Below are 20,895 nucleotides of genomic sequence, written 5' to 3'. Positions count from 1 at the left end.
ATGTGCTACAAAGTACCTCTTTTGTGCAATTTAGCTCTGATTGGTTCCGTTTGAGTTCCATTGTCGAAAAAAGGCAAGAAATCGGTGAAAATCTGTTCTAAAACCTGCGCGGCATCTTCGGAGTTTTTATAATCGCACCACGCTCTAAAAAATGCTTGTTTATCGTCTTTGAATTTTTCAAAAAAGAGTGCTTTGGCTTCTTCTTTTGTAAGCTCTTGGGAGATCTTGGCAAGATCTGCGATAGTGAGATTTTGCATTTCAGCAATTTCAAAATAGTTGGAAAAAGGGATGGCAAACTCTCTTTGTATTTTCAGTTGATCACGAATGCCTTCAATGTTCATGTTGGTATTACCAAAGTAAAATAAAAATTCATCCGTGATATCCTCTAGTGAGGTATAGCCATTTAAGATAAAATAGGTGTTTTGTGGATCATTGATCTGCTCATAGGTATTGAGTGCATTTTTGAGCTGTGCGAGATTGCGATTTAGTGGAATAAACCAATTGATTTTCGCTTCACCGATAGATTTTACGATCTCAATGACTTTGAGCGCGTCATCCCCACCGCCTGCATCAGTGATGATTTCATCATTGGATGTCATTGTTTGAAAGATAATTTCTGCCGCAATATTTTTATCCGATGTCTTAACGGTTTGTGTGTTGTCTTTGATAATGGTACTTTGATGAAAAACATTAGTAACGTTGTTGTTATCAATTTCGAAGATCTTAAAGCTTTTACCTAATTTTGTAAAAAGTGCAGGCATAACGTGCCATGAAAGGGTTGATTTACCTACACCGCCTTTGGTGTTTAAGAGTACATGAATAGCCATTTTGAATCCTTTTTATTTTTTGTATTTATCGATGAAGTTTTGTGTAACACTTGATCGTGTTGTTGGCTCATTATTAATTTGAGCACCATGCACCGTTTTAACCTGCATAGTTTTTCTACTTTGAAGGTATTTGCGTATACCTCGAACCGATATGTCGATCTTTTGACTTTTGAGAAAATCTTGGATCTGCTCGATCTGATAACCTCTGTCGTAGAGTTCAGTGATTTCTTCGTAATACACATCTAGTTTACTTTTTCGACGTTTCGGTTCATTTTGTTTGCAAAATTGCTCTAACGTTTTCATGTTATGCCGCCGCTTGTAACTCTTTTTGAAATTGCGCTTCTGTTGTAGCATTTGGATTTTTAGCAAGCTCAATGAAAAGCTCGATAGCTTTTTGTGACTTGACTTTGACGCTGTAAAACGTTTGTAAAAGATTGAAATTTGCCATTTTAATTGCATGTGATAGTTCTAAAATAGTTTTAAATGAAACCGTTTGCAAATGATCTGTTTCAATGATTGCATCAGCGATAAAATGTAAATTGCAACGCTGAATACGATAATATTCACCTCTAATTTTTATGCTGTTAAAATCAACAACTTCGACATAATTGCTAAAGTTTTTCTTGAAAAACTCAAGATATTTTTGATGAAGTTCTTTGGTCATTTTTGATCCTTTTTTTGATTGGTTTGTTGTTGTGGATACGTGAAAGAAACCCATGTGGATCCATCTTTGAAGTTCCCACTTTGAAACGGTGCCGTGATTATTAAGATGTCTTTGAAACCATTGCTTTCTTCTATGGTGTAGGCACGCTTTGATAAAAGCTTTTCGAACGGTTTGGGTTGAATGTAGGCAGAATAGACATAACCGCCTATAGTACCCATTCCTAAGCCTAGAATGAGGCTTCCTACAATCATCTTGATGTTGAAGCCTTTGATGCTCTTTTTGAGCGTTTGCAGGCTTTCTGAAAGCGCATCCAACTCATGAAGATCTTGCACTAGGATGTTCAGATCTTTGCTTTTTTTCTCAAGTGCATTTACCGAGTTTGTGATGATCGTATTTTGAGCATTGATGCTTTGTCTAACACCTGCGAACACCTCTTCACCGATTTTGGTGAAATTGATTTTTTCAATGTATTTGCCAAGGTCAATTTCCCTGATACTTTGAAGCACTGGTACAAGTTTTTCAATATCTTGAAACTGAGACAATTTTTGTACGGCTTGTTCAAGCTGTGCATTGGCAAACTCGATAGTGCCTAAAAGCTCTCTAAGATCTTTTATCTCTTCGGGCTTCATTGTTGCACCTTTGACTCATTTTTGTCATAAATGGGTATAGGTGACACGATATATGACTTAAATGAACTGTTTTGCTCTTTATTTTTAACTGGTAACATGTGAACATCATTGGTAATGCTATCGATCTCCTTTTTGCTTAACCCTTTTAGCAAGATAGGTTTTGTGAGAGTCTGCTCCTGCCTCTCTTTGATAATTGTATTAAACGATACTTGCACAATAAGCGCACCTATAATCCCGTAGCCAATGCCCTGTAGGGCTTGTTTAACTTGTAACATGTTTTCTCCTTTTTTATAAATTTACATTTTTGAAAAACGTGATGTTTTTTGATCTACTTGATTACCGATAGTATTTTGGGTATCACTGCTCGTTCTTTCATCAATTCCAAGAATTCGTGCAATTACATCTGAGCCATTAAGAACAATGTAAAAAACGATGATTGAAGCAACAACGGAGATAACGATGCCAATAAAACCTTTTATGAATAGCAATCCATCATCGGAAAACGCATAAGCGGTGGAGAGTGTATTTTGAGTCATGGTAATGGCAAAGAAATTATTGAATTGTTTTTCTATGATTAGTAAATTCAAGGCTTTAATGAGATCTAAACCAATTACTGAAATGACAATCGAAATAACTAATACAAGTGGTTTTATAGCGAGTATAACACCTTTAATAAAAAATGATTTTAATGCATCACTTTGCCCTTTAGCAAATGCCCATGCGGCAACAAACGGTGAAAGGTTAAGGTAAATAATGACGGATATGAGATAGTAAACAATGACCAAAAATGAAGCTAAAATCAATGCAATAATCGGTAAGTACAAAATTGTATATCGCATTAAAAATATTGTTGTACCGATTCCTACTGCTTGTTTTGCGGCGGTAGCAAAACTACCGACAAAAGGAAGCTTTTCAAACTTCGATGATACTGCGCCTAATGTGTCCGTGACCGTTTTTTTAATGCTATCTGCTCCGGGTACGAGCATGTAAGGAAGTATTCCGATGGCATCTGCTACGAGGGAGTCTGCAATAACGCCTTTTTCCAAGCCTGCATTTTTGTCATTTTGCGTGATCGCTGTTTCAATCTCATTTCGAGATTTTTGCGTACGTTGAAACATATTCAAATTTTCACTGAACATATTGTTTGAAGCAATCAACGCGGCTGAGATAAAACCGAAGTCGTGAACATTCTTCATTTGCATTTTTTGCAGAAGAACAAGTTGTTTTTCATTGAGCTTGTCGCTCGTAGATTCTTGATAATCTGTAATGAGCTTGGCATTTGTAGCTTGTTTTTCTGTTAAAAACTTGACTTTTTCTTCAATGTTGTGGCAAAACTCCAAGCTTGTTACGATCAAAACGCTTGTATCTTTCTGCGTGGATCGCTCTGACCATGTTGAGCCAAGGTGATTGGTTTCCAAATTCTTTGGAAAAGTAAACCCCTCATCTTTTCTTGTAAAAATATCGGTTTGATAGGTATTTTTACATACATCAAACCATCTTTGATAATAAGGTAAAATCGCTTGATTTTTAAATGAATCTGTCACGATATGTTCAAGCTCTTGTTTGTCGAGCTTGCCAGAATTTCTTGCTTGATAGCTCAGAAAAGATGAGCTAAAGGTATTAGTAAAGTTTGTCGATAGCTCTAAGCTTTGTTGAATGAACTCTGTAAAAAATGATTGATAGTGCGTACGGCTAATCTGATTAGAGGTTGTTGAAAAATAAAACAAATACAAAATGACCACAGCAACGAGTGTACGTTCAATCACACTATCATTTTCTGCGCTTTTATCAACGGTGTTGATTCCTTTTTTGATGATAAAAGCGATAATGACATAAGGCACAAACAGAAAGAAAATAAATGAATTTAGATCCAATAACCACGAATCAATCTTTACAAAGAATTTTACATAAAATAAAAGTGACCTCTCATCCAAGATATCTTCATTAAAAGCTCTTTTATAAGGACTTTGGAGCGTGATTTTATTGTTGAGAAGCGTTTGATCAATATTGATTCGATCTGCATCTAACATGAAAACTGAAACAAGGAATTGGGCAAGATCCAAGTCATCTTCATCTTTTGTGATCTCTTGGACTTCTTGGAATTGAGAGTCTTGAGGAATAAGGGCTTGAACGGTACTGTCGATTGCATTTTGGTCTACGTTACTTAAATTTTTTACAATATTGTTTTCGTACGTGTAGAAGCCCACAACCTCAGATTGAGCATTTTTGTGGAAGATTTTGTACCTGAGTTCACCATTTTCAAGATTAATATCTTTCAATTTGGCGATGTATGGATCTTTCATGTTCAGGATATAAGTGTTGGAATTAGGATCTGGCTTTTCTGCTAAGAAGGTTGCCGTTGTATTACTATCCTCGGCATGTACATGCATGCGAAAAACAATAAGCATGAATATGATCAATAATTTGGTTAGCATTGTTCTTCTCTCCTTTTTTTAAAAAACTCTCCTGAATGTGCTTGTAGATATGCGCGCTGTTCTTTAATTAAGCCTTTTGCGATTTGAAACAGCCTGTTCATGTTTTTGATCTTCTTTTTTTCTAAAAAATAAAAAAGTGTTTGGATTTGCTTTTGCTCACGTTTACTACATTGCTTGTATTGTTCGGTTGCTTTCATGGTTAGCCTCGCACGGTTGTTTTTAAACGCTTGTGAATTGCGATAATTGCATCGTCTGTTTCAAAGATTTGATCTGGCTTTGATTTTTTAAAAGATGAAGATGGTGAATTTTTTGATTTTGTAGGTTTTTTTTCTTTATAAAATTTCTTTTTGTATTGAGATGAATGATCTATATCTTCTCTTATCTGTTGAATTGAGTCATCCTCACTCAAAGTAAGTAGTGCAAGATTCTGTTGAGTTGAGTCTATATCACGCAACTTGTCAGTAAGCTCTTTGATTTGTGCAAGGCGTTCTAATTCACGCTTTTTTGCACTAATCTGACCTGCTTGACTTTTTATTTTTTTGCGCTCATTGTATGGAATCATCAACGTGTTAAAAAGAGGTGAGAAAAAGAAATCACCATTGTCATCTTGCTCTGTTACAAAGAAACCGCTGTAGTCAATTACAAGTATTAGAATAGCACTAGATATTCGTGATTCATCAGCAAGAAGATCAATATTCTTTTTTAAATATTTGAATCCATCTTCGCTTCTTAATTTTTCAAAAAGCCAAACGACAGTTCCATAACCTGTTGCGTTTGGTAGTTCTTTATTAAGCCGTAACATATTTGGATGGTTCCGTAAGTTACTTGGATGTGGAAAAAAGTCCTGATTTTTGGACATAGTTATCCCTTTGTGTTTTTTCAATTTTTGAATTTTTAAAAAAGAGGGATTTGTGGTAAAATTGCAGACCACACCCTCATTCACATGAACGGTGCAAGCTCTTCTTTCTCAATTCTCAACGTTTGCAGACAGGAAAGAATAAGAAAGAAGAGTTACATTAAACTTGACCTATAGATACGAATAGATCTTCCCAACTTTTTGTATTTCAACTCATCGTTGTCAATCATTTGCCTAATTTTCTGCTCAGATACAGATAAGATTTGTGCTGCTTCTCTTACATTACAAAAAGCACCCAATTCACTTCTATTTTTGCCTTGTAAAAGTTGTAATATCATTTGTTGTTGTTCTAAAATCATATTGATTGTATTTTCATGGATTATTGCTATTCTCTGTTCCATTTTACCACTCCTAGAAATAATATTTTTAAAATATAAATTTATATGCTAAAATAGTAATATTATTTACTTTAAAAAATATTTAAATATTTACAAGTATAAAAATATTGTTTCAATTTATATGTTCTGATAAAATATATATACATATTGTTTTTAATTTTGATAAAATTACTTCAAATATCTCAAGTGAGGATTGTTCTGTGAATTTAACTAATATAGCCATGAGTAAAGTTTTTGAAATGACACCACAAGGTGTAGGAAAGTGGAAAAAAGAAAAACGTCCAATTATTAGTCTTCTCGAAAAATATTTTACACAAACTGATTTAGAAGAATTTCTTGAGTATGGTACTATTGAAAAACTTGAGTTCGCTAATATTCAAAACTATTCCGTACAAGCTGCTGAATTTGTAAATGTTTTAAATGCTGTTAAAAAATTCGTAGAGGTTTATTCACAAGAAGAGTATCGTAAACTTTATGAAGAATATGGTCAAAATGAACCTGACGAGTTTTTGGGTTATATTCCGAACGATGAAGAGAATGATAGCTATTTGCCGTCAAGTGAGACTTTAGATGACTATTATCAACATTTATATAGTGATCTTATAAAAAATAGTGAAGGACTTGTTTATCTTGCACTAGTTTTCAGTAAAGGAAAATTTGAGAGTTGCGAAGATTTTACAGTGGATAGAGTATCTCAACAGATTATGAATTGCTATGATATATTTGTGCTTGAACAAGGGCTAGAACAACGTAAAATAAAATCTTCTTCGTTAGGAGTTTTTATAACTGCATTTAGAGAAAAATATCCCAAGTATGCCAATTATCAAGAAGTGCTTTTTAGTCTACATGAAACAAACTTTATATCACTTGTAAGGCAATGTTTAAGGTTTCAACCTCAATATGCAGATCTTGCTTTATGGTTTTGTATACAATTTAATCTGTACAAATATAATTCTCCTCTTGATATTAAAGATATTTATCGCCGTGTAATTGATGTAATCGATTATGATCCTGAAATCGGTACTTCACGATTTGTGATAGATTTGGAGGCATTAAAAAAAGAAATAGCAAAAATTGAAAAATCATGAAAACAACTAAATGTCCTGTTTGTAACAAAAAGATTGTTTATTCAAAAGACAATAGGTATTTGCATTGTGAAGACACTAAGAATTGTCCTTACATTATTGATAATATTTGTAAGGTGTGCAAAGAAGGTAAGTACATTCACAAAGTTGCTTCACATGGTTTGTATAAAGGGGTTGCTTTTTTTCAATGTGATAAATGTAAAAGTATCTTAGATAATACAGCATCATGAAAATACAAGATATTCTACAATATGAAGCAGAAGAAATCTATGATTTTATCTTACAGTATATTCAGAAAAATAATTTAGATACGAAGGTACTGTTTGACTATCAAGAAGAAAATTTTGGTTCTCTTTCTTTATCAAAAATTATAGAGAACCGATCAAAATATCCACTTGGAACTATTAAGCATATTGAATATCAGAAAAATATTATGCCTTCTGAGATTATAGCTACATCCAGTCATCCACACTTTTGTAATAAATCATTTAAAGATATTTTTATTTACCAAAAAAGGGAATTTATTCGGTTATTGCAATACCTAAAAATGCAAAATCCAAATTTTGCTTTTGAGCCAAATAATATGACACTACAAGAAAAAATAGAATATTATGCATTTGAATACTTCGGTAAAAAACGATTCATTATTGTTCAAGGACATCATCGAAGCCTACTCGCATATTTGTTTTCTTTGATCGATAATTCTTATATACTAAATGATGTAGATATCATTGAATATATCATTGATTGGAATATTATAAAAGAAAAAATGAGTTTAGAGCAGCTGTATTTGGATAATAAAAAGCTTGAAAATTATTTTAGTGGCAGTAAAAGTAAATTCTAAAACCGTACCCTATGACGTACCCAAAAAAATAAAAAAGAAAGATAAACTAGAAGAAAAAGTTGTTTTAAAGTCCCTAAAATAGGGATGGTGCGGATAAAGAGACTCGAACTCCCACGCCTCTCGGCACCAGATCCTAAGTCTGGCGTGTCTACCAATTTCACCATATCCGCACATAAGTATTAAGGTGGTACGCCCTACACGATTCGAACGTGTGACCTACGCCTTAGAAGGGCGTTGCTCTATCCAGCTGAGCTAAGAGCGCAAAGTCTCGGCTTTAAGGTGGTGCGCTCGAAAGGAGTCGAACCTACAACCTACGGATCCGAAGTCCGTTGCTCTATCCAATTGAGCTACGAGCGCATAAACTGCACTTTAAAAATAATGGGGTGGGCGATGGGGATCGAACCCACGACCCTCAGAACCACAACCTGATGCTCTAACCGACTGAGCTACGCCCACCATCATTTTTATCATTATTTTACATGGTCGGGGCGAAAGGATTCGAACCTTCGACCCCCTGGTCCCAAACCAGGTGCGCTACCAGGCTGCGCTACGCCCCGACGTTTAAAAAACCAAACTGGTCTTTTTAAGGCTGAAATTCTAGCCAAATTCCAGCCTTTTGTCAAGCTAAAAGATTAAGCTTTGGGAGAAAATTCTATGAGACCTTCGGTGGGCGAACTTGCCGTAGCGAACGGTTTTTTGGCGATACGTCCGGCGAGATAGCTTGCACGTCCCGCCAATACGGCATATTTCATGGCTTCAGCCATTAAAATCGGGTTCTTAGCTTGAGCAATTGCCGTATTCGTTAAAACGCCGTCTGCACCGATTTCCATTGCGATTGCCGCGTCACTGGCGCAGCCGATACCCGCATCGACGATGACGGGGATGCTCACGGCTTCTTTAACAAAAAGAACGTTATAACGGTTTTGGATGCCAAGACCGCTTCCTATCGGAGAAGCTAAAGGCATTACGGCAGCACTTCCGGCATTTTCCAAACGTTTTGCCATAATCGGATCATCGTTGGTATAGGTCATAATCGTAAAGCCGTCTTTTGCTAAAACTTCACATGCTTTAAGCGTTTCCATCACATCGGGATAAAGTGTTTTTGCCGTATCGCCGATGACTTCAAGTTTAATCAAATCGATTCCCGTAGCTTCCCGTACCATTCTAAAAAGTGTGATCGCATCTTCGGCGGTCGTACAGCCGGCGGAATTTGGGAGCAGTTTGATGTCCGTGCCTTTGAAATAATCCAATAAATTTTCTTCATGAGGATTGGTAATATTGACGCGGCGAACGGCGACCGTAATTAACTTTGAGCCGCTAGCAACCGTGGCGTCTTTCGTGGTTTGAAAATCGGGGTATTTGCCGCTTCCGACGATCAACCGACTTGCAAATTCGATATTTCCGACTTTTAGGGTATCATGATTCATGGTGTGTCCTATCCAATAAATTTTTGACGGTTAGAGGAAGCAGTTCATACTCTAAAGCATGAATTTTAGCTTCAAACGCTTCAAAACTCATCCCTTCCGTCTTTTCAAAGCAACGTTGCGCAATGATTTCGCCGCCGTCAAGTTCTTCATTAACGTAATGCACGCTAATGCCGGCAACCTTCATCGGAGAATCAAAGCTTTCCTTTATAGCATTGCCTCCCTTAAAAAGCGGAAGCAAAGAGGGGTGTAAATTGAGTGCTTTAATATTTTGCGTAAAAACGGGCGTTAAAAGACGCATAAAACCCGCTAAAACGGTTAATTCGGCACCGCTGGCACGAATAGCATGCACAAGTGCTTCATCGAACGCTTCGCGATTAGCATACTGCGTATGGTCGAGAATTAACGGTTCAATTCCGTAACGGCGGGATTTTTCAATGCCTTGGGCATCGGGACGGTTGCAGATGGTCGTTGCTACTTCGATACGACAGTGTTGAAATGTTTTGTGATGTAAATCGGCGAGGAGTTTTTCGAGGTTACTCCCCGTACCGCTAAAGAGAATCGCAATTTTTTTTATAACCATTTAAGACCTTTACAAATGTCGACGGGAGTGAGGGCAAAATTGTTACATGTAAGTTTTCGCGAGACGAGTGCATGGGCTAAAGAAGCCTGAATAGCCGCTTCTTTGAGTGCATATCCTTGTGCGATAAGTGCTCCGATCATGCCCGCAAGTACGTCGCCGCTTCCGCCTTTGGCTAAAGAAGGACGTCCGTATGCGTTAATGAAAAGTTCGCCTTGATAGGCAATGATCGTATTCGCTCCTTTGAGAACGAGGACGATATGTTTAAAACGTTCGCTAAAGGTTTTTGCGTACGCAAAACGGTTAGATTGAATTTTTTCGACGTCGGCCTCTTCATCGCAGAGCAGTTTTAAAAGGGCACTAAACTCTTTGGGGTGCGGCGTTAGCACAACGGGTTTGCAAGACGCAACGATCTCTTTAATGAAGGGATGGTAGCATAAAGAGGCATCGATGACGAGTGGAAGATCGTTGTCTAAAAGCCGTTGTTTGATCGCAGACGTATCGAAATCGAGCAATCCCATACCTGCAACGACAACGTTGGCGTTGTGCGGTATGGAAGCGTCGTGCATCAGATAAACGGGTAATCTTTTCGGTTTTTCGCCGACTAAGGTTACCAAACCGGCACCGAAATGAAATGCACCCATACCCGCAAGCCGTGCCGCTCCTTCTTTAGGGCCTTGCAGCACCGCAACATGTCCGAAAGTGCCTTTATTGCTATTTTTGGAACGACGAAACGGTAACTTCAAATCTTTTTTCTGTATCAAAACGTAAGGACTCGGTACGTCGTAAAACGTATGGGCGATACCTAAGGTCGCAACTTTAATTTTACCGACGACGTCTTTGACGTTATCGTGAAGCAGCGCAAGTTTCAATGCGCCCATCGTTACGGTTTCGTCGGCACGAAAGAGGGTATCGCTTAAAGCGAGATTGCTTTGAATCCCGCTTGGAATATCGCAAGCGATTTTGTAGCCTTTTTGAGCGTTGATTGTTTCTAAAAGCTGACATGTAGGTATATCTAAGGGTCGATTGAGCCCGGCTCCGAAAAGTGCGTCGACGTAAACGTCGGCATCGATCAATTCCGAAACGACGGGTACGCCTAGTTTTTGCGCACGTTCGTATTGGAGCCGCGCAAGCGGCGTTTTGAGTTCGAAAGGACACAAAATCGCGACATCGCATGTGCCGTGAAGCAACCGTGCCGCCACGATGCCGTCCGCGCCGTTATGACCGCTTCCGCAGATAAACAGTGCTTTTTTATTCCACGGCAATCTCTTTTGAACCGCTTTAGCAAGTGCTAATCCTGCGTGTTCCATTAAAATTTCGGAGCAGAGCGCAAATGCATCGTAACAACGAGCGTCTAAAAAATCCGTTTTTTCGTAAATATAGCGCATGGTTTCTCCTAACGTTTGCGAAAACTTAAAGCTTCGACCATATGTTCTTTGGCAATGAGTCGAGCTTGCGCCAAATCGGCGATCGTGCGCGCAACACGTAGCACTTTATGCAGGCTACGAGCCGAAAGCCCTAAACGTTCCCTTGCCGTTTCCAGACTTGCTTGTGCTTCGTCGTCTAAAAGGCAGTAACGCATCGTTTCGGCTTCGGAAAGTTTGCCGTTTAGCTCTTCTTGCCCGCGTTCCTTTTGCATCTTAAAGGCGTTTAAAACTTGCTCAAACATCTCCGAAGAGCTCAATCCGCTCTCTTTGGAATGCTCTTCGCTCATTTGTACGTATAAATCGAGTCGATCCATAATGGGTTCTGAAATACGATTTTTATAGCGGGCAATTTCCGTTTCGCTGCAACGACACTCGTGCGTGCGACTCAGTAAATTTCCGCACGGACACGGATTTTGTGCGGCGGCAAAAAGAAATTTGGTAGCATAACTAACTTTCGTGTTGACGCGCGAAATTAAAACGCGATGATCTTCTAGAGGCTCTCGAAGACTCTCTAAAACGGTTTTGGAAAAGTTTGGAAATTCGTCGAAAAATAAAATGCCGTTATGGGCTAGTGCCACTTCTCCGGCTCTACTTTGCGACGATCCGCCTCCGAAAATGGAAGGACGCGAAGAGGTGTGGTGCGGCGAACGAAAAGGGCGAAGGGCACAAAGTGCCGTCTCTTCGTTTTCCAAAGAAGCATAAGCGTTGGATTCTAAAATCTCTTCGATGCAAAGCGGCGGTAAAATATAGCGTAAGCGTTTAATGCTCATACTCTTTCCGCATCCGGGACTACCTTCCATGAGAAAATTGTGCATTCCTGCCGCGGCGATCGTAAGCGCACGTTTGGCGCGGTGTTGTCCCAAAACATCGCTAAAATCGAGCGGAAAACGAGCTTCGTAAAAGTACTCTTTGCCGCCGATGCTCATACTATGTTCGCATAAAAAAGATTCGTTTAAGATCGGAGTAGTTTGCTCAAAACGTTTTTCTTTGAAAAAAAGAAGGGCATCGTGAAGCGTTTCAACGCCAAAAGCATGAATACCCGGAATATGCGCTATTTTCCGTAAAAGTTCGTCGGGAACCAAGACGTGAAGGTCTTTTTGCTGAGACGCAAGCGATAAAACGATCGGAAAGATCGCATTGCTTTTTTTGACCCTGCCGTCCAAACCCAGTTCGCCAAAGACAAAAAAATCCTTACATGTAAAGCGTTCTTTTTGCATTGCGATCAATAAAGCAATGACCAAATCGAAATGGCTTCCCTCTTTTTTAAGATCGGAGGGTGAAAGATTGACGGTAATTTTTTGCGCCGGAAAGTGAAAATCGATGCTGGAAAGTGCCGATTTTATACGTTCGCGAGACTCCAAGATGGCCGTGTCTGCGAGCCCGACGATAGAGAATCCCGGAAGTGCTCGAACGAAAGTCGACTCGACGTCGACGCGATAGGCTTTATTGGCGTAAAACGTTGCGCATTTGGCATGCTTGACGTTGGAAAGCGCAGAAGCTTCTTCCATCGTTACGCCTTTTCTTTTTGTTTTTTCTTCCACTCTTTTTCAAATTTTTTGCGTTTTAAATAGGAGAGCTTTTCAATAAAAAGATGCCCTCGAAGATGATCCATTTCGTGTTGAACGGCAATTGCCATCAAATCGCGAAACTCCTCTTCATGGCGTTGTCCGTAGCGGTCGTAATAGGCTAATTTGATGTGGGCGGCACGTTCGACTTCATCGTAGTATCCGGGGACGCTAAGGCATCCTTCCTGATAAACGACGGCACCGTCTTTTTCTAGAATTTCGGGGTTGAGAATCTCATAAAGGTTCTCTTTTTTTTGCAATCCCTCTTCGTCGACGAGATTGATTAAAAGAGCGTTTAACGGGAAGCCGACTTGAATAGCCGCCAATCCGATACCCTCTTTAAAAACCATTGTATCGTACATGTTATCCAAAAGCGTATGCAAAGTACTGTCAAATGCCGTGACGTCTTTGGATTTTTCACGTAAAAGTTTATGGGGATAGACTAAAATCTCTAAAATCATTCTTCCTCTTCCTGTAAAGAAGGCGTACAGACCACGTAAGGGATAAACTTTTTACCCGTATGCGGTAGCCCTTCGAGCGTTGCCGCTAAAAATTCTTCGGCGCTGTATTCGGGTTGCAATGCCGTGATGGAAAGTTCGATATCGGTTTCAATTTCGGATGTTCCGACAAAAAAGCTGGTTTGATAAACCAAATCGCTGATACGATCGCATGCTTTTTTGGCACCCGTTAAGTCGGTATGCTTTAAAATCATCGCAAAAATACCGTCTCCGAAATGCGCGACGATATCGCTTCGGCGCGATGTTTTCAGTAAAAGTTTCGCAATATTGCGTACGACGGTATCTTTATCTTTTTTGACCGCAATCGAATCAAGAACGCTCTCTTTGACGCGCGCCAACACCAAAGAGCTCGGATGCGCGTAATTTTGGATAAGTTTCAGTTCGTCTTCGAGTGATTTTAAAAGATAACGTCGGTTGTAAACGCCGTATTTAATATCGAAAATGGATTGGTTATCGACCTCTTGTAAAATGGTCGTCGCTTTTTGGTAATACTCTTTCAAAAGATCCAATTGTTTGGTCGTGAGTTCGAACATTTTGCTCAAATCCGTCGTGAAAGAAGCGATAATATTTTGCAACGTTAGCGCGTTCGGATTGGTTTCCAATTGGTTGGAGCGTTTTTTTACGATATCTTGCATAACGCCCAAGTTGCGATAAACGGTTGAAACGACTTGCATAATATTTTTAATTTGCGAAAAACCTTCTTTAATTTCGCGCTCGATTTTCACGTGATTTTCGTCGTTGTTGGTCGTTTCAAGGTCTAAAAACTCGTTAATACGCTTCTTAAATGCGGCAGGTTTGTTTTCCAAGAGCTTGTCAAAGTAAATTTGAAAATTACTCGGTGTCGGAGGAATGTTTTCATCCCCCAACACTTTAAGGACTTGAGCGGAAAATTTCTCAAGTTCGGCGTTAGATTGTTGCGGAACAACGGGCTCTTTGATAGTTGGGGCTACCGTAACGGTATCCTCTTTCGTATCGATCGTATAAACACCCGTTGCACCTTTTTCTTTATTGAAACGAACCATAACGCGCCTTCTTTTAAAATATTATTTAAAGCTCTTATCCAATACTTTATCGATAAGACCGTATTCGCAAGACTCTTCCGCGCTCATAAAAAAGTCGCGTTCGGTGTCTTTGACGATTTTGGGCATTTTTTGATTACAGTTTTTTGCCAAAATTTCATTTAATACTTGTTTCATGCGTAAAATTTCTTTGGCTTGAATCTCAATGTCGGTTGCTTGTCCCTGTGCGCCGCCTAAAGGTTGATGGATCATGATGCGTGCGTTGGGAAGCGCATAACGTTTCCCTTTTGCACCGGAGCTAAGCAAAAAAGCTCCCATCGAAGCGGCTTGCCCGATACAAATCGTGCAAATATCGGGTCTGACGTAGTTCATCGTATCGTAAATACTAAAGCCGCTGGTAATCACGCCGCCCGGGGAGTTGATGTAAAGATAAATATCTTTTTCGGGGTCTTCGGCTTCCAAAAAAAGCAGTTGCGCAACGATGGAAGAAGCGACGACGTCGTTGATTTCGCCGCTTAGCATAATAATACGATCTTTTAAGAGGCGAGAGTAAATATCGTAACTTCTCTCACCTCGACCCGTTTTTTCAATAACGACAGGGACATAATAGCTCATTATTTACCTTTAGTAAAAAGCTTGTTGAAGAGTTTTTCTTCAATGATGGACATTTTAATTGCCGGAAGAACGCCTTGTTTCTCGTAGAATTCAAGGTATTCTTTTGGGTTGGCGCCTTGTTGCATTGCTTCAAAGTAGATCATTTGAAGCACTTCTTGATCGCTGACGTTGATGCCTTCGGCACGAGCAAGCTCATCGACGATAAACGTTAGTTTAACGCTTTTCTCGGCATCGTTTCTAAATTCTTCGCGTTTCTCTTTGATTTTTTCGGGATTGGAAGAGTACTCTTTAATCTCATCTTCGCTGAGTTTTCCGAAAACGCTTCTCATTTGAAGATCAATCTCTTGATCGACGATGTTTTCGGGGAGGTCTAATGCGATTTTTTCCAAAATCGTTTCGACGAATTTGGGTTTAACCTCTTCGTTGAAAAGTTTTGCTAATTTTTCGTTACGAATTTCGGTTTCGATTTGCTCCTCCAAGGTCTCAAGCGTAGGATTTTCGACGCCCGGAAGTAAGCGTTTGATCATCTCTTCGCTCGGAGTTTCGGGAACGTCTTTCACTTTAATCTCTTTAAGGGTTACTTTAAAGACGGAGAGTTTACCGGCGAGTTCTTGTTTGCCGTAATTTTCGGGGAAAGTCACTTCAATGTCTTTGCTTTTGCCGGCTTTCATACCGATAATGCCGTCTTCAAAACCGGGGATAAACGAATGACTTCCGATTTCAAGCGTATAATTTTCCGCTTTGCCGCCCTCAAACGCTACGTCGTCGATAAAGCCTTCAAAATCGATAACGACGAAATCGCCTGATTTTACCGCTCTTTTTTCTTCAACGGTTTTAAGATCGGCAACCAAAGCCAAGGTTTTTTCAAGACGCTCGGAGATCTCTTTTTTAGTTACTTTGGGTGCTTTGTATTCGGGAACGCACTCTTTATAGCCTTCTACGTTAACCGTCGGTCTGAAAGAGAGTTTCATAACAAGTTCTAAGCCGCCCTCTTTTTCTTCAAATTTTGTAAAACTAGGCTCTCCGACGACGAGTTCGGCTTTAACGTCTAATGCTTCCAACGCTTTGGAATAAAGTTCGCGTAAAGCGTCTGTTTGTGCGTCTTCTTTAATTTTTTTGCCGAAGCGTGCTTTTACAAGATGCGTAGGTACTTTTCCTTTTCGAAATCCGTCAACTTTCATAGTGGACGCCGCCGATGCGAGCATCTTCTCTTCTTTTTTTTGCAAAAGCGCCGGTGAAATGGTTGCCTCGACGGCAGCATTAGCACTATTGGTACGGTTAACTTTAATTTGCATAAAATCCCTTTTCGATATAAAATTTTGCTCAAATATAGCAAAAATTAGCTTTTAACTCGCTTTTTATCCATTAAAAAGCAAAAAGCGGATAGAATAAGTCGTCTTAATTACGAAATAAAGTGAAGAAAAATGCACAGACAAGAAGAGTTTGAAAATGCCGTTAGAACGATGTTGGAAATCATCGGCGAAAATACGAAACGCGAAGGGCTGTTAAAAACGCCGACTCGTGTCTTTAAGGCCTATGAATATATGACGCAAGGCTATACTCAAAGCCCCAACGACGTTTTAGGCGAAGCATTGTTTGAAAGCGATAACAATCAAATGGTTCTCATTAAAGATATAGAGTTTTACTCTATGTGCGAACACCATCTTTTACCGATTATCGGACGTGCACATGTCGCTTATATTCCAAACGGGAAAGTCGTAGGGCTTTCCAAAATTCCGCGGATGGTCGACGTGTTTGCCAGACGCCTTCAAATCCAAGAACAACTGACCGAACAGATCGCTAAAGCGATCGACGACGTTATCGCACCTAAAGGAGTCGGTGTCGTGATTCAAGCGCGTCACATGTGCATGGAAATGCGCGGCGTGGAAAAAACTCACTCCAACACGACGACATCGGCATTACGCGGGCTTTTCCTTAAACCCGATACGCGCAAAGAGTTTTTTGATATTATCAATGCACCGCAGGCGAATCGTTACTAATGCCGCTCAATCGTCTACGCGAAAAACTGCAAAGCAAAAGCCTCTCTCCGATGTTCGGCACGATTACGAAGATCAGTGCGACGACCGTCGAAGCATGCGGACTTAGACCCAGCATCGGCGATATCGTCAAAATCGTCTCCTTAGACGGACGTAAAAGCGAACTTGGGATGATTACCGAAGTCAATCGAACGACATTTTATATTTCACCGTTTGGCTTTATCGAAGGGTTTAAAATCGGCGATAAAGTCTTTATCAGCGAGCAGGGAATGATGATTCCGGTAGGCGAAGAGCTTTTAGGGCGCGTGGTCGATCCGTTCATTCGCCCTAAAGACGGCAAAGGAACGATAGGTGCAAGCTCTCAAGCACCGATCATGAAAGCGCCTTTGGACGCGATGAAACGAGGGTTGATCAACGAGCCGTTTCGCGTCGGGGTCAAAACGATTGACGGACTTTTGACTTGCGGAAAAGGGCAAAAAATGGGGATTTTTGCCGGAAGCGGCGTCGGAAAATCGACCTTAATGGGCATGATCGTCAGAGGTTCGGAAGCTCCGATTAAAGTGGTTGCGCTTATCGGCGAACGAGGACGCGAGGTCCCCGAGTTTATCGAAAAAAATCTCGGCGGCAATTTGGAAAACACCGTCATTATCGTCGCAACCAGCGATGATTCGCCGTTGATGCGAAAATACGGAGCCTTTAGTGCCATGAGCGTGGCGGAATATTTTAAAAACCAAGGTCAAGACGTCCTTTTTATGATGGATTCGGTGACGCGCTTTGCGATGGCGCAACGTGAAATCGGTCTTGCTTTGGGCGAACCTCCGACGTCCAAAGGGTATCCGCCTTCGGTTCTAGCATTGCTACCGCAACTGATGGAACGTGCCGGAAAAGAGGAAGGTAAAGGTTCGATTACCGCTTTTTTTACGGTATTGGTCGAAGGTGACGACTTAAGTGACCCGATTGCCGATCAGTCCCGAAGTATTCTAGACGGACATATCGTTTTGAGTAGGGAGTTGACGGATTACGGGATCTACCCTCCGATCAATATTCAAAACAGTGCTTCAAGGGTTATGGGCGACGTGATCGATAGCGATCATAAAAAAGCGGCGATGCGTTTTAAGCGTTTGAGTTCGATCTTAAAAGAGAATGAAGTGCTCATTCGCATCGGAGCGTATGAAAAAGGCAACGACAAAGAGTTAGACTTGGCGATTAGCAAAAAAGAGAAGATGAATCAATTTTTACAACAAAACCCCGAAGAAGCGTTTGCGTTTGAAGCGACGATAAATGATCTGAAACAAATAGTCAATTAATGGTTAAAAATTTTTAGTTTTTTTTAATAAAGAAAGTAATAGTATTCAAAAAAATAAATTAGGATAAAGTTTATCCTATTCGGACGGAGAAATTTATGCGAGTCTATTTAGATAACAATGCGACAACGATGCTCGACCCCGAGGCATTCGAGTTGATGAAGCCTTATTATTGCGAAAAATACGGCAATCCGAACTCCTTACATCAGTTCGGAAGCGAAAGTCATCCGGCGTTACGCAAGGCGATGGATCAACTTTATGCGGGCATTAACGCGGACGACGAAGACGATATCGTCGTGACGTCTTGTGCGACCGAGAGCAATAACTGGGTCATCAAAAGCGTGTACAACGACTACATTTTACACGGCGATAAAAATCATATCATCACGAGCGAAGTGGAACATCCGGCAGTCGGAGCATCCTGTAAATTTTTGGAGAGTCTAGGCGTTAACGTGACCTACCTTCCGGTCAATACCGACGGCGTCATTAACGTGGAAGACCTTAAAAACGCAATTACCGATAAAACCGCATTGGTTTCCATTATGTGGGCAAACAATGAAACGGGTATGATTTTTCCCGTCGAGGAGATCGGCGCGATTTGCAAAGAAAGAGGCGTCTTGTTTCATACCGATGCCGTTCAAGCCGTCGGTAAAATTCCCGTCGATGTTAAAAAAGCCAATGTTGATTTTTTAAGCTTTTCCGCACACAAATTTCACGGTCCTAAAGGAATAGGCGGACTTTACATTCGTAATGGGCAAGCCTTAACTCCGTTTTTTCATGGTGGCGAGCATATGGGCGGACGCCGTAGCGGAACGCTTGACGTTCCCGGTATCGTCGGTATGGGCAAAGCGATGGAGCTTGCCGTTGCCGCTCTTGATTTTGAAAAAAGCAACGTTAGACGTCTGCGCGATAAACTTGAAGACGCATTGCTGAAAATTCCCGAAACGTTTGTCGTAGGAACCAAAGAACAACGCGTACCCAACACGATTTTAATCAGCGTTAAAGGTATTGAAGGCGAAGCAATGTTGTGGGATCTCAATCAAAACGGTATCGGTGCGAGTACGGGAAGTGCATGTGCCAGCGAAGCATTGGAATCCAATCCCGTTATGGAAGCCATCGGCGCGGAAGCCGACCTTGCACATACCGCACTTCGACTTTCGTTATCGCGTTTTACGACCGACGAAGAGATTGATTATGCTATCGACGTGATTTACAAAGCCGTTGAAAGATTAAGAGCAATTTCCAGTACGTACGCTTACGCGCCCGAGTGGCACGTGAGTAAATTGTAAACAAGTTCTTGCAGAATTTTCAACACGCTTTTAAAGCAAAGCTCAAAACGAAGTTTCTGTGAAAAAGCTACGTTAACACTGGGTTCTCTTCGGCAGAGAGCCCGCGCACCTTTGGTGCTTTTGTTGTGATATGTACAAAGAATTAAAAGGAATAAAAAATGGCAAAAGACAGTTTGATCGGCGGCTCTATCTGGGAAGAGTACAGCCAAAAAGTACAAGATTTGATGAATCATCCTCGCAATATGGGCGAGTTGACCGAAGAAGACGCTAAATGGATGGGCGGTAAGCTTATCATCGCCGATTTCGGTGCGGAGAGCTGCGGCGATGCCGTGCGCCTTTACTGGATCGTCGACGAAAAGACCGAAGTCATTAAAGCGGCGAAATTTAAAAGTTTCGGTTGCGGTACGGCGATCGCAAGTTCGGATACGATGGCGGAGCTTTGTATCGGCAAAACCGTCTCCGAAGCGGTGAAGATCACCAACATTGACGTTGAAAAAGCAATGCGCGATACGCCTGACGTTCCGGCCGTTCCGCCGCAAAAAATGCACTGTTCTGTTATGGCGTACGACGTTATTAAAGCCGCCGCCGCTTCGTTTAAGGGCGTGGATGCGGCTTCGTTTGAGGACGAAATCATCGTATGCGAATGTGCGCGCGTCAGCCTTGGAACGATTAAAGAGGTGATTCGCATCAACAATCTCACGACCGTCGAGCAGATCACGAACTACACCAAAGCGGGTGCGTTTTGTAAATCCTGTATCAAACCGGGCGGTCATGAAGCACGCGAGTACTATTTGGAAGATATCTTACGCGATACGCGCGCCGAGATGGAGCACGACCGTTTGCTTGCGATGTCCAACGTTAAAGTCGAGGGCACGCATACGGTTAATTTCGACGACTTGACCGTCGTTAAGAAATTCCAAGAGATCGAAAAAGTGATCGATGAAAATATTCGTCCGATGCTTGTCATGGACGGCGGCAATCTTGAGATTCTCGATATTAAAGAAAGTGAGGGTATGAGCGACGTTTATATCCGTTATTTGGGCGCTTGCAGCGGATGTGCGAGCAGCTCTACGGGGACGCTTTTTGCTATCGAAGCGGTTTTACAAGAGAAATTAAGTAAAAATATACGAATATTACCTGTTTAAATCGTTAAAGGCTTTTGCCTTTAACGCCTCTTTATTTGGAAGGATAGTGCGTGGCAAAAGTCGAATTTTTAGGCCCGATAGGCCGAGCAAGCATCGAAGTCGATATTCAAAACCTCAGTGAACTCAAAAGCTTTTTCAAAGAAGACAAAGAGCTTCAAGAATGGCTCGGCATCTGCGCCGTTGCTATTAACGATACCTTGGTTTGCGAAGCGGACGTTCCCGTCTCTTCTCACGATAAAATCTCTTTACTCCCTCCTGTTTGCGGAGGTTGAAA

Annotated in this window: 24 protein-coding genes and 5 tRNA genes; 7 read left to right on the top strand and 22 right to left on the bottom strand. The window is 40.8% G+C overall.

Going from position 1 to position 20,895, the window contains the following annotated elements; genetic code table 11:
• Positions 1 to 5: 5 nt before the first annotated feature.
• The 9 genes from OA34_RS07605 to OA34_RS07565 form a co-directional block, all read right to left on the bottom strand.
• On the bottom strand, positions 6 to 827 hold the full coding sequence (locus OA34_RS07605) for a nucleotide-binding protein (protein WP_039673972.1): 822 nt from the start codon (positions 825 to 827) through the stop codon (positions 6 to 8).
• 12 nt (positions 828 to 839) lie between these two features.
• Positions 840 to 1,130, bottom strand: coding sequence for a hypothetical protein (locus OA34_RS07600; RefSeq protein WP_039673970.1), 291 nt, complete (start codon positions 1,128 to 1,130; stop codon positions 840 to 842).
• A gap of 1 nt (position 1,131) precedes the next feature.
• Positions 1,132 to 1,491 (bottom strand): hypothetical protein, encoded by a 360-nt coding sequence (locus OA34_RS07595; RefSeq protein WP_039673968.1) that lies wholly within the window; start codon positions 1,489 to 1,491, stop codon positions 1,132 to 1,134.
• A complete protein-coding gene (locus OA34_RS07590; RefSeq protein ID WP_039673966.1) occupies positions 1,488 to 2,120 on the bottom strand; it encodes a hypothetical protein in 633 nt (210 codons plus the stop codon). Before OA34_RS07590 ends, OA34_RS07595 begins: the two co-directional genes overlap by 4 nt.
• Positions 2,117 to 2,395, bottom strand: coding sequence for a hypothetical protein (locus OA34_RS07585; protein ID WP_039673964.1), 279 nt, complete (start codon positions 2,393 to 2,395; stop codon positions 2,117 to 2,119). The genes OA34_RS07590 and OA34_RS07585 overlap by 4 nt, the downstream gene beginning before the upstream one ends.
• 21 nt (positions 2,396 to 2,416) lie before the next feature.
• Positions 2,417 to 4,555 carry a hypothetical protein gene (locus OA34_RS07580; protein ID WP_039673962.1) on the bottom strand — a complete coding sequence of 713 codons (2,139 nt, stop codon included), beginning with the start codon at positions 4,553 to 4,555 and terminating at the stop codon, positions 2,417 to 2,419.
• Positions 4,549 to 4,752: a hypothetical protein gene (locus tag OA34_RS07575; protein ID WP_039673960.1), complete on the bottom strand. Its 204-nt coding sequence runs from the start codon at positions 4,750 to 4,752 to the stop codon at positions 4,549 to 4,551. The genes OA34_RS07580 and OA34_RS07575 overlap by 7 nt, the downstream gene beginning before the upstream one ends.
• 2 nt (positions 4,753 to 4,754) lie before the next feature.
• Positions 4,755 to 5,414, bottom strand: a complete 660-nt coding sequence (locus OA34_RS07570; RefSeq protein ID WP_039673958.1) for a DASH complex subunit DAD2 — start codon at positions 5,412 to 5,414, stop codon at positions 4,755 to 4,757.
• Between the two features lie 152 nt (positions 5,415 to 5,566).
• Positions 5,567 to 5,812, bottom strand: coding sequence for a helix-turn-helix domain-containing protein (locus tag OA34_RS07565; protein WP_039673957.1), 246 nt, complete (start codon positions 5,810 to 5,812; stop codon positions 5,567 to 5,569).
• A gap of 197 nt (positions 5,813 to 6,009) precedes the next feature.
• Between OA34_RS07565 and OA34_RS07560 the strand changes: the two genes are divergently transcribed.
• Positions 6,010 to 6,897 (top strand): hypothetical protein, encoded by an 888-nt coding sequence (locus OA34_RS07560; RefSeq protein ID WP_039673955.1) that lies wholly within the window; start codon positions 6,010 to 6,012, stop codon positions 6,895 to 6,897.
• 223 nt (positions 6,898 to 7,120) lie between these two features.
• Complete coding sequence (locus tag OA34_RS07555; protein WP_039673953.1) at positions 7,121 to 7,738, top strand: hypothetical protein; 618 nt, start codon at positions 7,121 to 7,123, stop codon at positions 7,736 to 7,738.
• 85 nt (positions 7,739 to 7,823) lie between these two features.
• On the opposite strand, the gene OA34_RS07550 is transcribed toward OA34_RS07555, so the two are convergent.
• From OA34_RS07550 to tig, 13 genes are all read right to left on the bottom strand, one after another.
• A tRNA-Leu gene (locus tag OA34_RS07550) sits at positions 7,824 to 7,908 on the bottom strand.
• A 15-nt stretch (positions 7,909 to 7,923) separates the two neighbouring features.
• Positions 7,924 to 8,000 (bottom strand) — tRNA-Arg (locus OA34_RS07545).
• Between the two features lie 18 nt (positions 8,001 to 8,018).
• Positions 8,019 to 8,095: transfer RNA gene (locus OA34_RS07540), tRNA-Arg, on the bottom strand.
• Positions 8,096 to 8,117: 22 nt separating this feature from the next.
• A tRNA-His gene (locus OA34_RS07535) sits at positions 8,118 to 8,194 on the bottom strand.
• A gap of 24 nt (positions 8,195 to 8,218) precedes the next feature.
• Positions 8,219 to 8,295, bottom strand: a tRNA-Pro gene (locus OA34_RS07530).
• Between the two features lie 75 nt (positions 8,296 to 8,370).
• Positions 8,371 to 9,165, bottom strand: a complete 795-nt coding sequence (locus OA34_RS07525; protein ID WP_039673951.1) for a thiazole synthase — start codon at positions 9,163 to 9,165, stop codon at positions 8,371 to 8,373.
• Complete coding sequence (gene purN, locus OA34_RS07520; RefSeq protein ID WP_039673949.1) at positions 9,155 to 9,745, bottom strand: phosphoribosylglycinamide formyltransferase; 591 nt, start codon at positions 9,743 to 9,745, stop codon at positions 9,155 to 9,157. Before purN ends, OA34_RS07525 begins: the two co-directional genes overlap by 11 nt.
• The gene (locus tag OA34_RS07515) at positions 9,736 to 11,130 is read right to left on the bottom strand and encodes a bifunctional ADP-dependent NAD(P)H-hydrate dehydratase/NAD(P)H-hydrate epimerase (RefSeq protein ID WP_039673947.1); all 1,395 of its coding nucleotides are present in this window, start codon (positions 11,128 to 11,130) and stop codon (positions 9,736 to 9,738) included. Before OA34_RS07515 ends, purN begins: the two co-directional genes overlap by 10 nt.
• 8 nt (positions 11,131 to 11,138) lie before the next feature.
• Complete coding sequence (locus tag OA34_RS07510) at positions 11,139 to 12,677, bottom strand: YifB family Mg chelatase-like AAA ATPase (protein WP_039673945.1); 1,539 nt, start codon at positions 12,675 to 12,677, stop codon at positions 11,139 to 11,141.
• 2 nt (positions 12,678 to 12,679) lie between these two features.
• Positions 12,680 to 13,195 (bottom strand): peptide deformylase, encoded by a 516-nt coding sequence (def, locus tag OA34_RS07505; RefSeq protein ID WP_039673943.1) that lies wholly within the window; start codon positions 13,193 to 13,195, stop codon positions 12,680 to 12,682.
• Positions 13,192 to 14,274, bottom strand: coding sequence for a GGDEF domain-containing protein (locus tag OA34_RS07500; protein WP_039673941.1), 1,083 nt, complete (start codon positions 14,272 to 14,274; stop codon positions 13,192 to 13,194). Before OA34_RS07500 ends, def begins: the two co-directional genes overlap by 4 nt.
• A 21-nt stretch (positions 14,275 to 14,295) precedes the next feature.
• The gene (clpP, locus tag OA34_RS07495; protein ID WP_039673939.1) at positions 14,296 to 14,886 is read right to left on the bottom strand and encodes an ATP-dependent Clp endopeptidase proteolytic subunit ClpP; all 591 of its coding nucleotides are present in this window, start codon (positions 14,884 to 14,886) and stop codon (positions 14,296 to 14,298) included.
• Positions 14,886 to 16,181 (bottom strand): trigger factor, encoded by a 1,296-nt coding sequence (gene tig, locus OA34_RS07490; protein WP_039673937.1) that lies wholly within the window; start codon positions 16,179 to 16,181, stop codon positions 14,886 to 14,888. Before tig ends, clpP begins: the two co-directional genes overlap by 1 nt.
• Positions 16,182 to 16,310: 129 nt before the next feature.
• On the opposite strand from tig, the gene folE reads away from it, so the two are divergent.
• The 5 genes from folE (at position 16,311) to OA34_RS07465 (ending at position 20,893) form a co-directional block, all read left to right on the top strand.
• Positions 16,311 to 16,886 (top strand): GTP cyclohydrolase I FolE, encoded by a 576-nt coding sequence (gene folE / locus OA34_RS07485; RefSeq protein WP_039673935.1) that lies wholly within the window; start codon positions 16,311 to 16,313, stop codon positions 16,884 to 16,886.
• Entirely contained in the window at positions 16,886 to 18,190 is a 1,305-nt protein-coding gene (gene fliI / locus OA34_RS07480) for a flagellar protein export ATPase FliI (protein WP_039673933.1), read from the top strand. The genes folE and fliI overlap by 1 nt, the downstream gene beginning before the upstream one ends.
• Before the next feature lie 95 nt (positions 18,191 to 18,285).
• Positions 18,286 to 19,476, top strand: a complete 1,191-nt coding sequence (locus OA34_RS07475; protein WP_039673931.1) for a NifS family cysteine desulfurase — start codon at positions 18,286 to 18,288, stop codon at positions 19,474 to 19,476.
• A gap of 158 nt (positions 19,477 to 19,634) precedes the next feature.
• The gene (locus OA34_RS07470; protein ID WP_039673929.1) at positions 19,635 to 20,621 is read left to right on the top strand and encodes an iron-sulfur cluster assembly scaffold protein NifU; all 987 of its coding nucleotides are present in this window, start codon (positions 19,635 to 19,637) and stop codon (positions 20,619 to 20,621) included.
• Between the two features lie 50 nt (positions 20,622 to 20,671).
• Positions 20,672 to 20,893: a MoaD/ThiS family protein gene (locus OA34_RS07465; protein WP_039673928.1), complete on the top strand. Its 222-nt coding sequence runs from the start codon at positions 20,672 to 20,674 to the stop codon at positions 20,891 to 20,893.
• The last annotated feature ends 2 nt before the right edge of the window (positions 20,894 to 20,895 follow it).

It is taken from the genome of Sulfurospirillum sp. MES, from assembly GCF_000789415.1.
GTDB classification, from domain to species: domain Bacteria; phylum Campylobacterota; class Campylobacteria; order Campylobacterales; family Sulfurospirillaceae; genus Sulfurospirillum; species Sulfurospirillum cavolei.
Note: the sequence above shows the minus strand (reverse complement) of the source record. Positions and strands in the feature narration are given on the sequence as shown.

Excerpts from the sequence above, each read along its gene's own strand:
- OA34_RS07605 (WP_039673972.1), bottom strand. The coding sequence starts at position 827 with ATGGCTATTCATGTACTCTTAAACACCAAAGGCGGTGTAGGTAAATCA.
- OA34_RS07600 (WP_039673970.1), bottom strand. The coding sequence starts at position 1,130 with ATGAAAACGTTAGAGCAATTTTGCAAACAAAATGAACCGAAACGTCGA.
- OA34_RS07595 (WP_039673968.1), bottom strand. The coding sequence starts at position 1,491 with ATGACCAAAGAACTTCATCAAAAATATCTTGAGTTTTTCAAGAAAAAC.
- OA34_RS07590 (WP_039673966.1), bottom strand. The coding sequence starts at position 2,120 with ATGAAGCCCGAAGAGATAAAAGATCTTAGAGAGCTTTTAGGCACTATC.
- OA34_RS07585 (WP_039673964.1), bottom strand. The coding sequence starts at position 2,395 with ATGTTACAAGTTAAACAAGCCCTACAGGGCATTGGCTACGGGATTATA.
- OA34_RS07580 (WP_039673962.1), bottom strand. The coding sequence starts at position 4,555 with ATGCTAACCAAATTATTGATCATATTCATGCTTATTGTTTTTCGCATG.
- OA34_RS07575 (WP_039673960.1), bottom strand. The coding sequence starts at position 4,752 with ATGAAAGCAACCGAACAATACAAGCAATGTAGTAAACGTGAGCAAAAG.
- OA34_RS07570 (WP_039673958.1), bottom strand. The coding sequence starts at position 5,414 with ATGTCCAAAAATCAGGACTTTTTTCCACATCCAAGTAACTTACGGAAC.
- OA34_RS07565 (WP_039673957.1), bottom strand. The coding sequence starts at position 5,812 with ATGGAACAGAGAATAGCAATAATCCATGAAAATACAATCAATATGATT.
- OA34_RS07555 (WP_039673953.1), top strand. The coding sequence starts at position 7,121 with ATGAAAATACAAGATATTCTACAATATGAAGCAGAAGAAATCTATGAT.
- OA34_RS07525 (WP_039673951.1), bottom strand. The coding sequence starts at position 9,165 with ATGAATCATGATACCCTAAAAGTCGGAAATATCGAATTTGCAAGTCGG.
- purN (WP_039673949.1), bottom strand. The coding sequence starts at position 9,745 with ATGGTTATAAAAAAAATTGCGATTCTCTTTAGCGGTACGGGGAGTAAC.
- OA34_RS07515 (WP_039673947.1), bottom strand. The coding sequence starts at position 11,130 with ATGCGCTATATTTACGAAAAAACGGATTTTTTAGACGCTCGTTGTTAC.
- OA34_RS07510 (WP_039673945.1), bottom strand. The coding sequence starts at position 12,677 with ATGGAAGAAGCTTCTGCGCTTTCCAACGTCAAGCATGCCAAATGCGCA.
- def (WP_039673943.1), bottom strand. The coding sequence starts at position 13,195 with ATGATTTTAGAGATTTTAGTCTATCCCCATAAACTTTTACGTGAAAAA.
- OA34_RS07500 (WP_039673941.1), bottom strand. The coding sequence starts at position 14,274 with ATGGTTCGTTTCAATAAAGAAAAAGGTGCAACGGGTGTTTATACGATC.
- clpP (WP_039673939.1), bottom strand. The coding sequence starts at position 14,886 with ATGAGCTATTATGTCCCTGTCGTTATTGAAAAAACGGGTCGAGGTGAG.
- tig (WP_039673937.1), bottom strand. The coding sequence starts at position 16,181 with ATGCAAATTAAAGTTAACCGTACCAATAGTGCTAATGCTGCCGTCGAG.
- folE (WP_039673935.1), top strand. The coding sequence starts at position 16,311 with ATGCACAGACAAGAAGAGTTTGAAAATGCCGTTAGAACGATGTTGGAA.
- fliI (WP_039673933.1), top strand. The coding sequence starts at position 16,886 with ATGCCGCTCAATCGTCTACGCGAAAAACTGCAAAGCAAAAGCCTCTCT.
- OA34_RS07475 (WP_039673931.1), top strand. The coding sequence starts at position 18,286 with ATGCGAGTCTATTTAGATAACAATGCGACAACGATGCTCGACCCCGAG.
- OA34_RS07470 (WP_039673929.1), top strand. The coding sequence starts at position 19,635 with ATGGCAAAAGACAGTTTGATCGGCGGCTCTATCTGGGAAGAGTACAGC.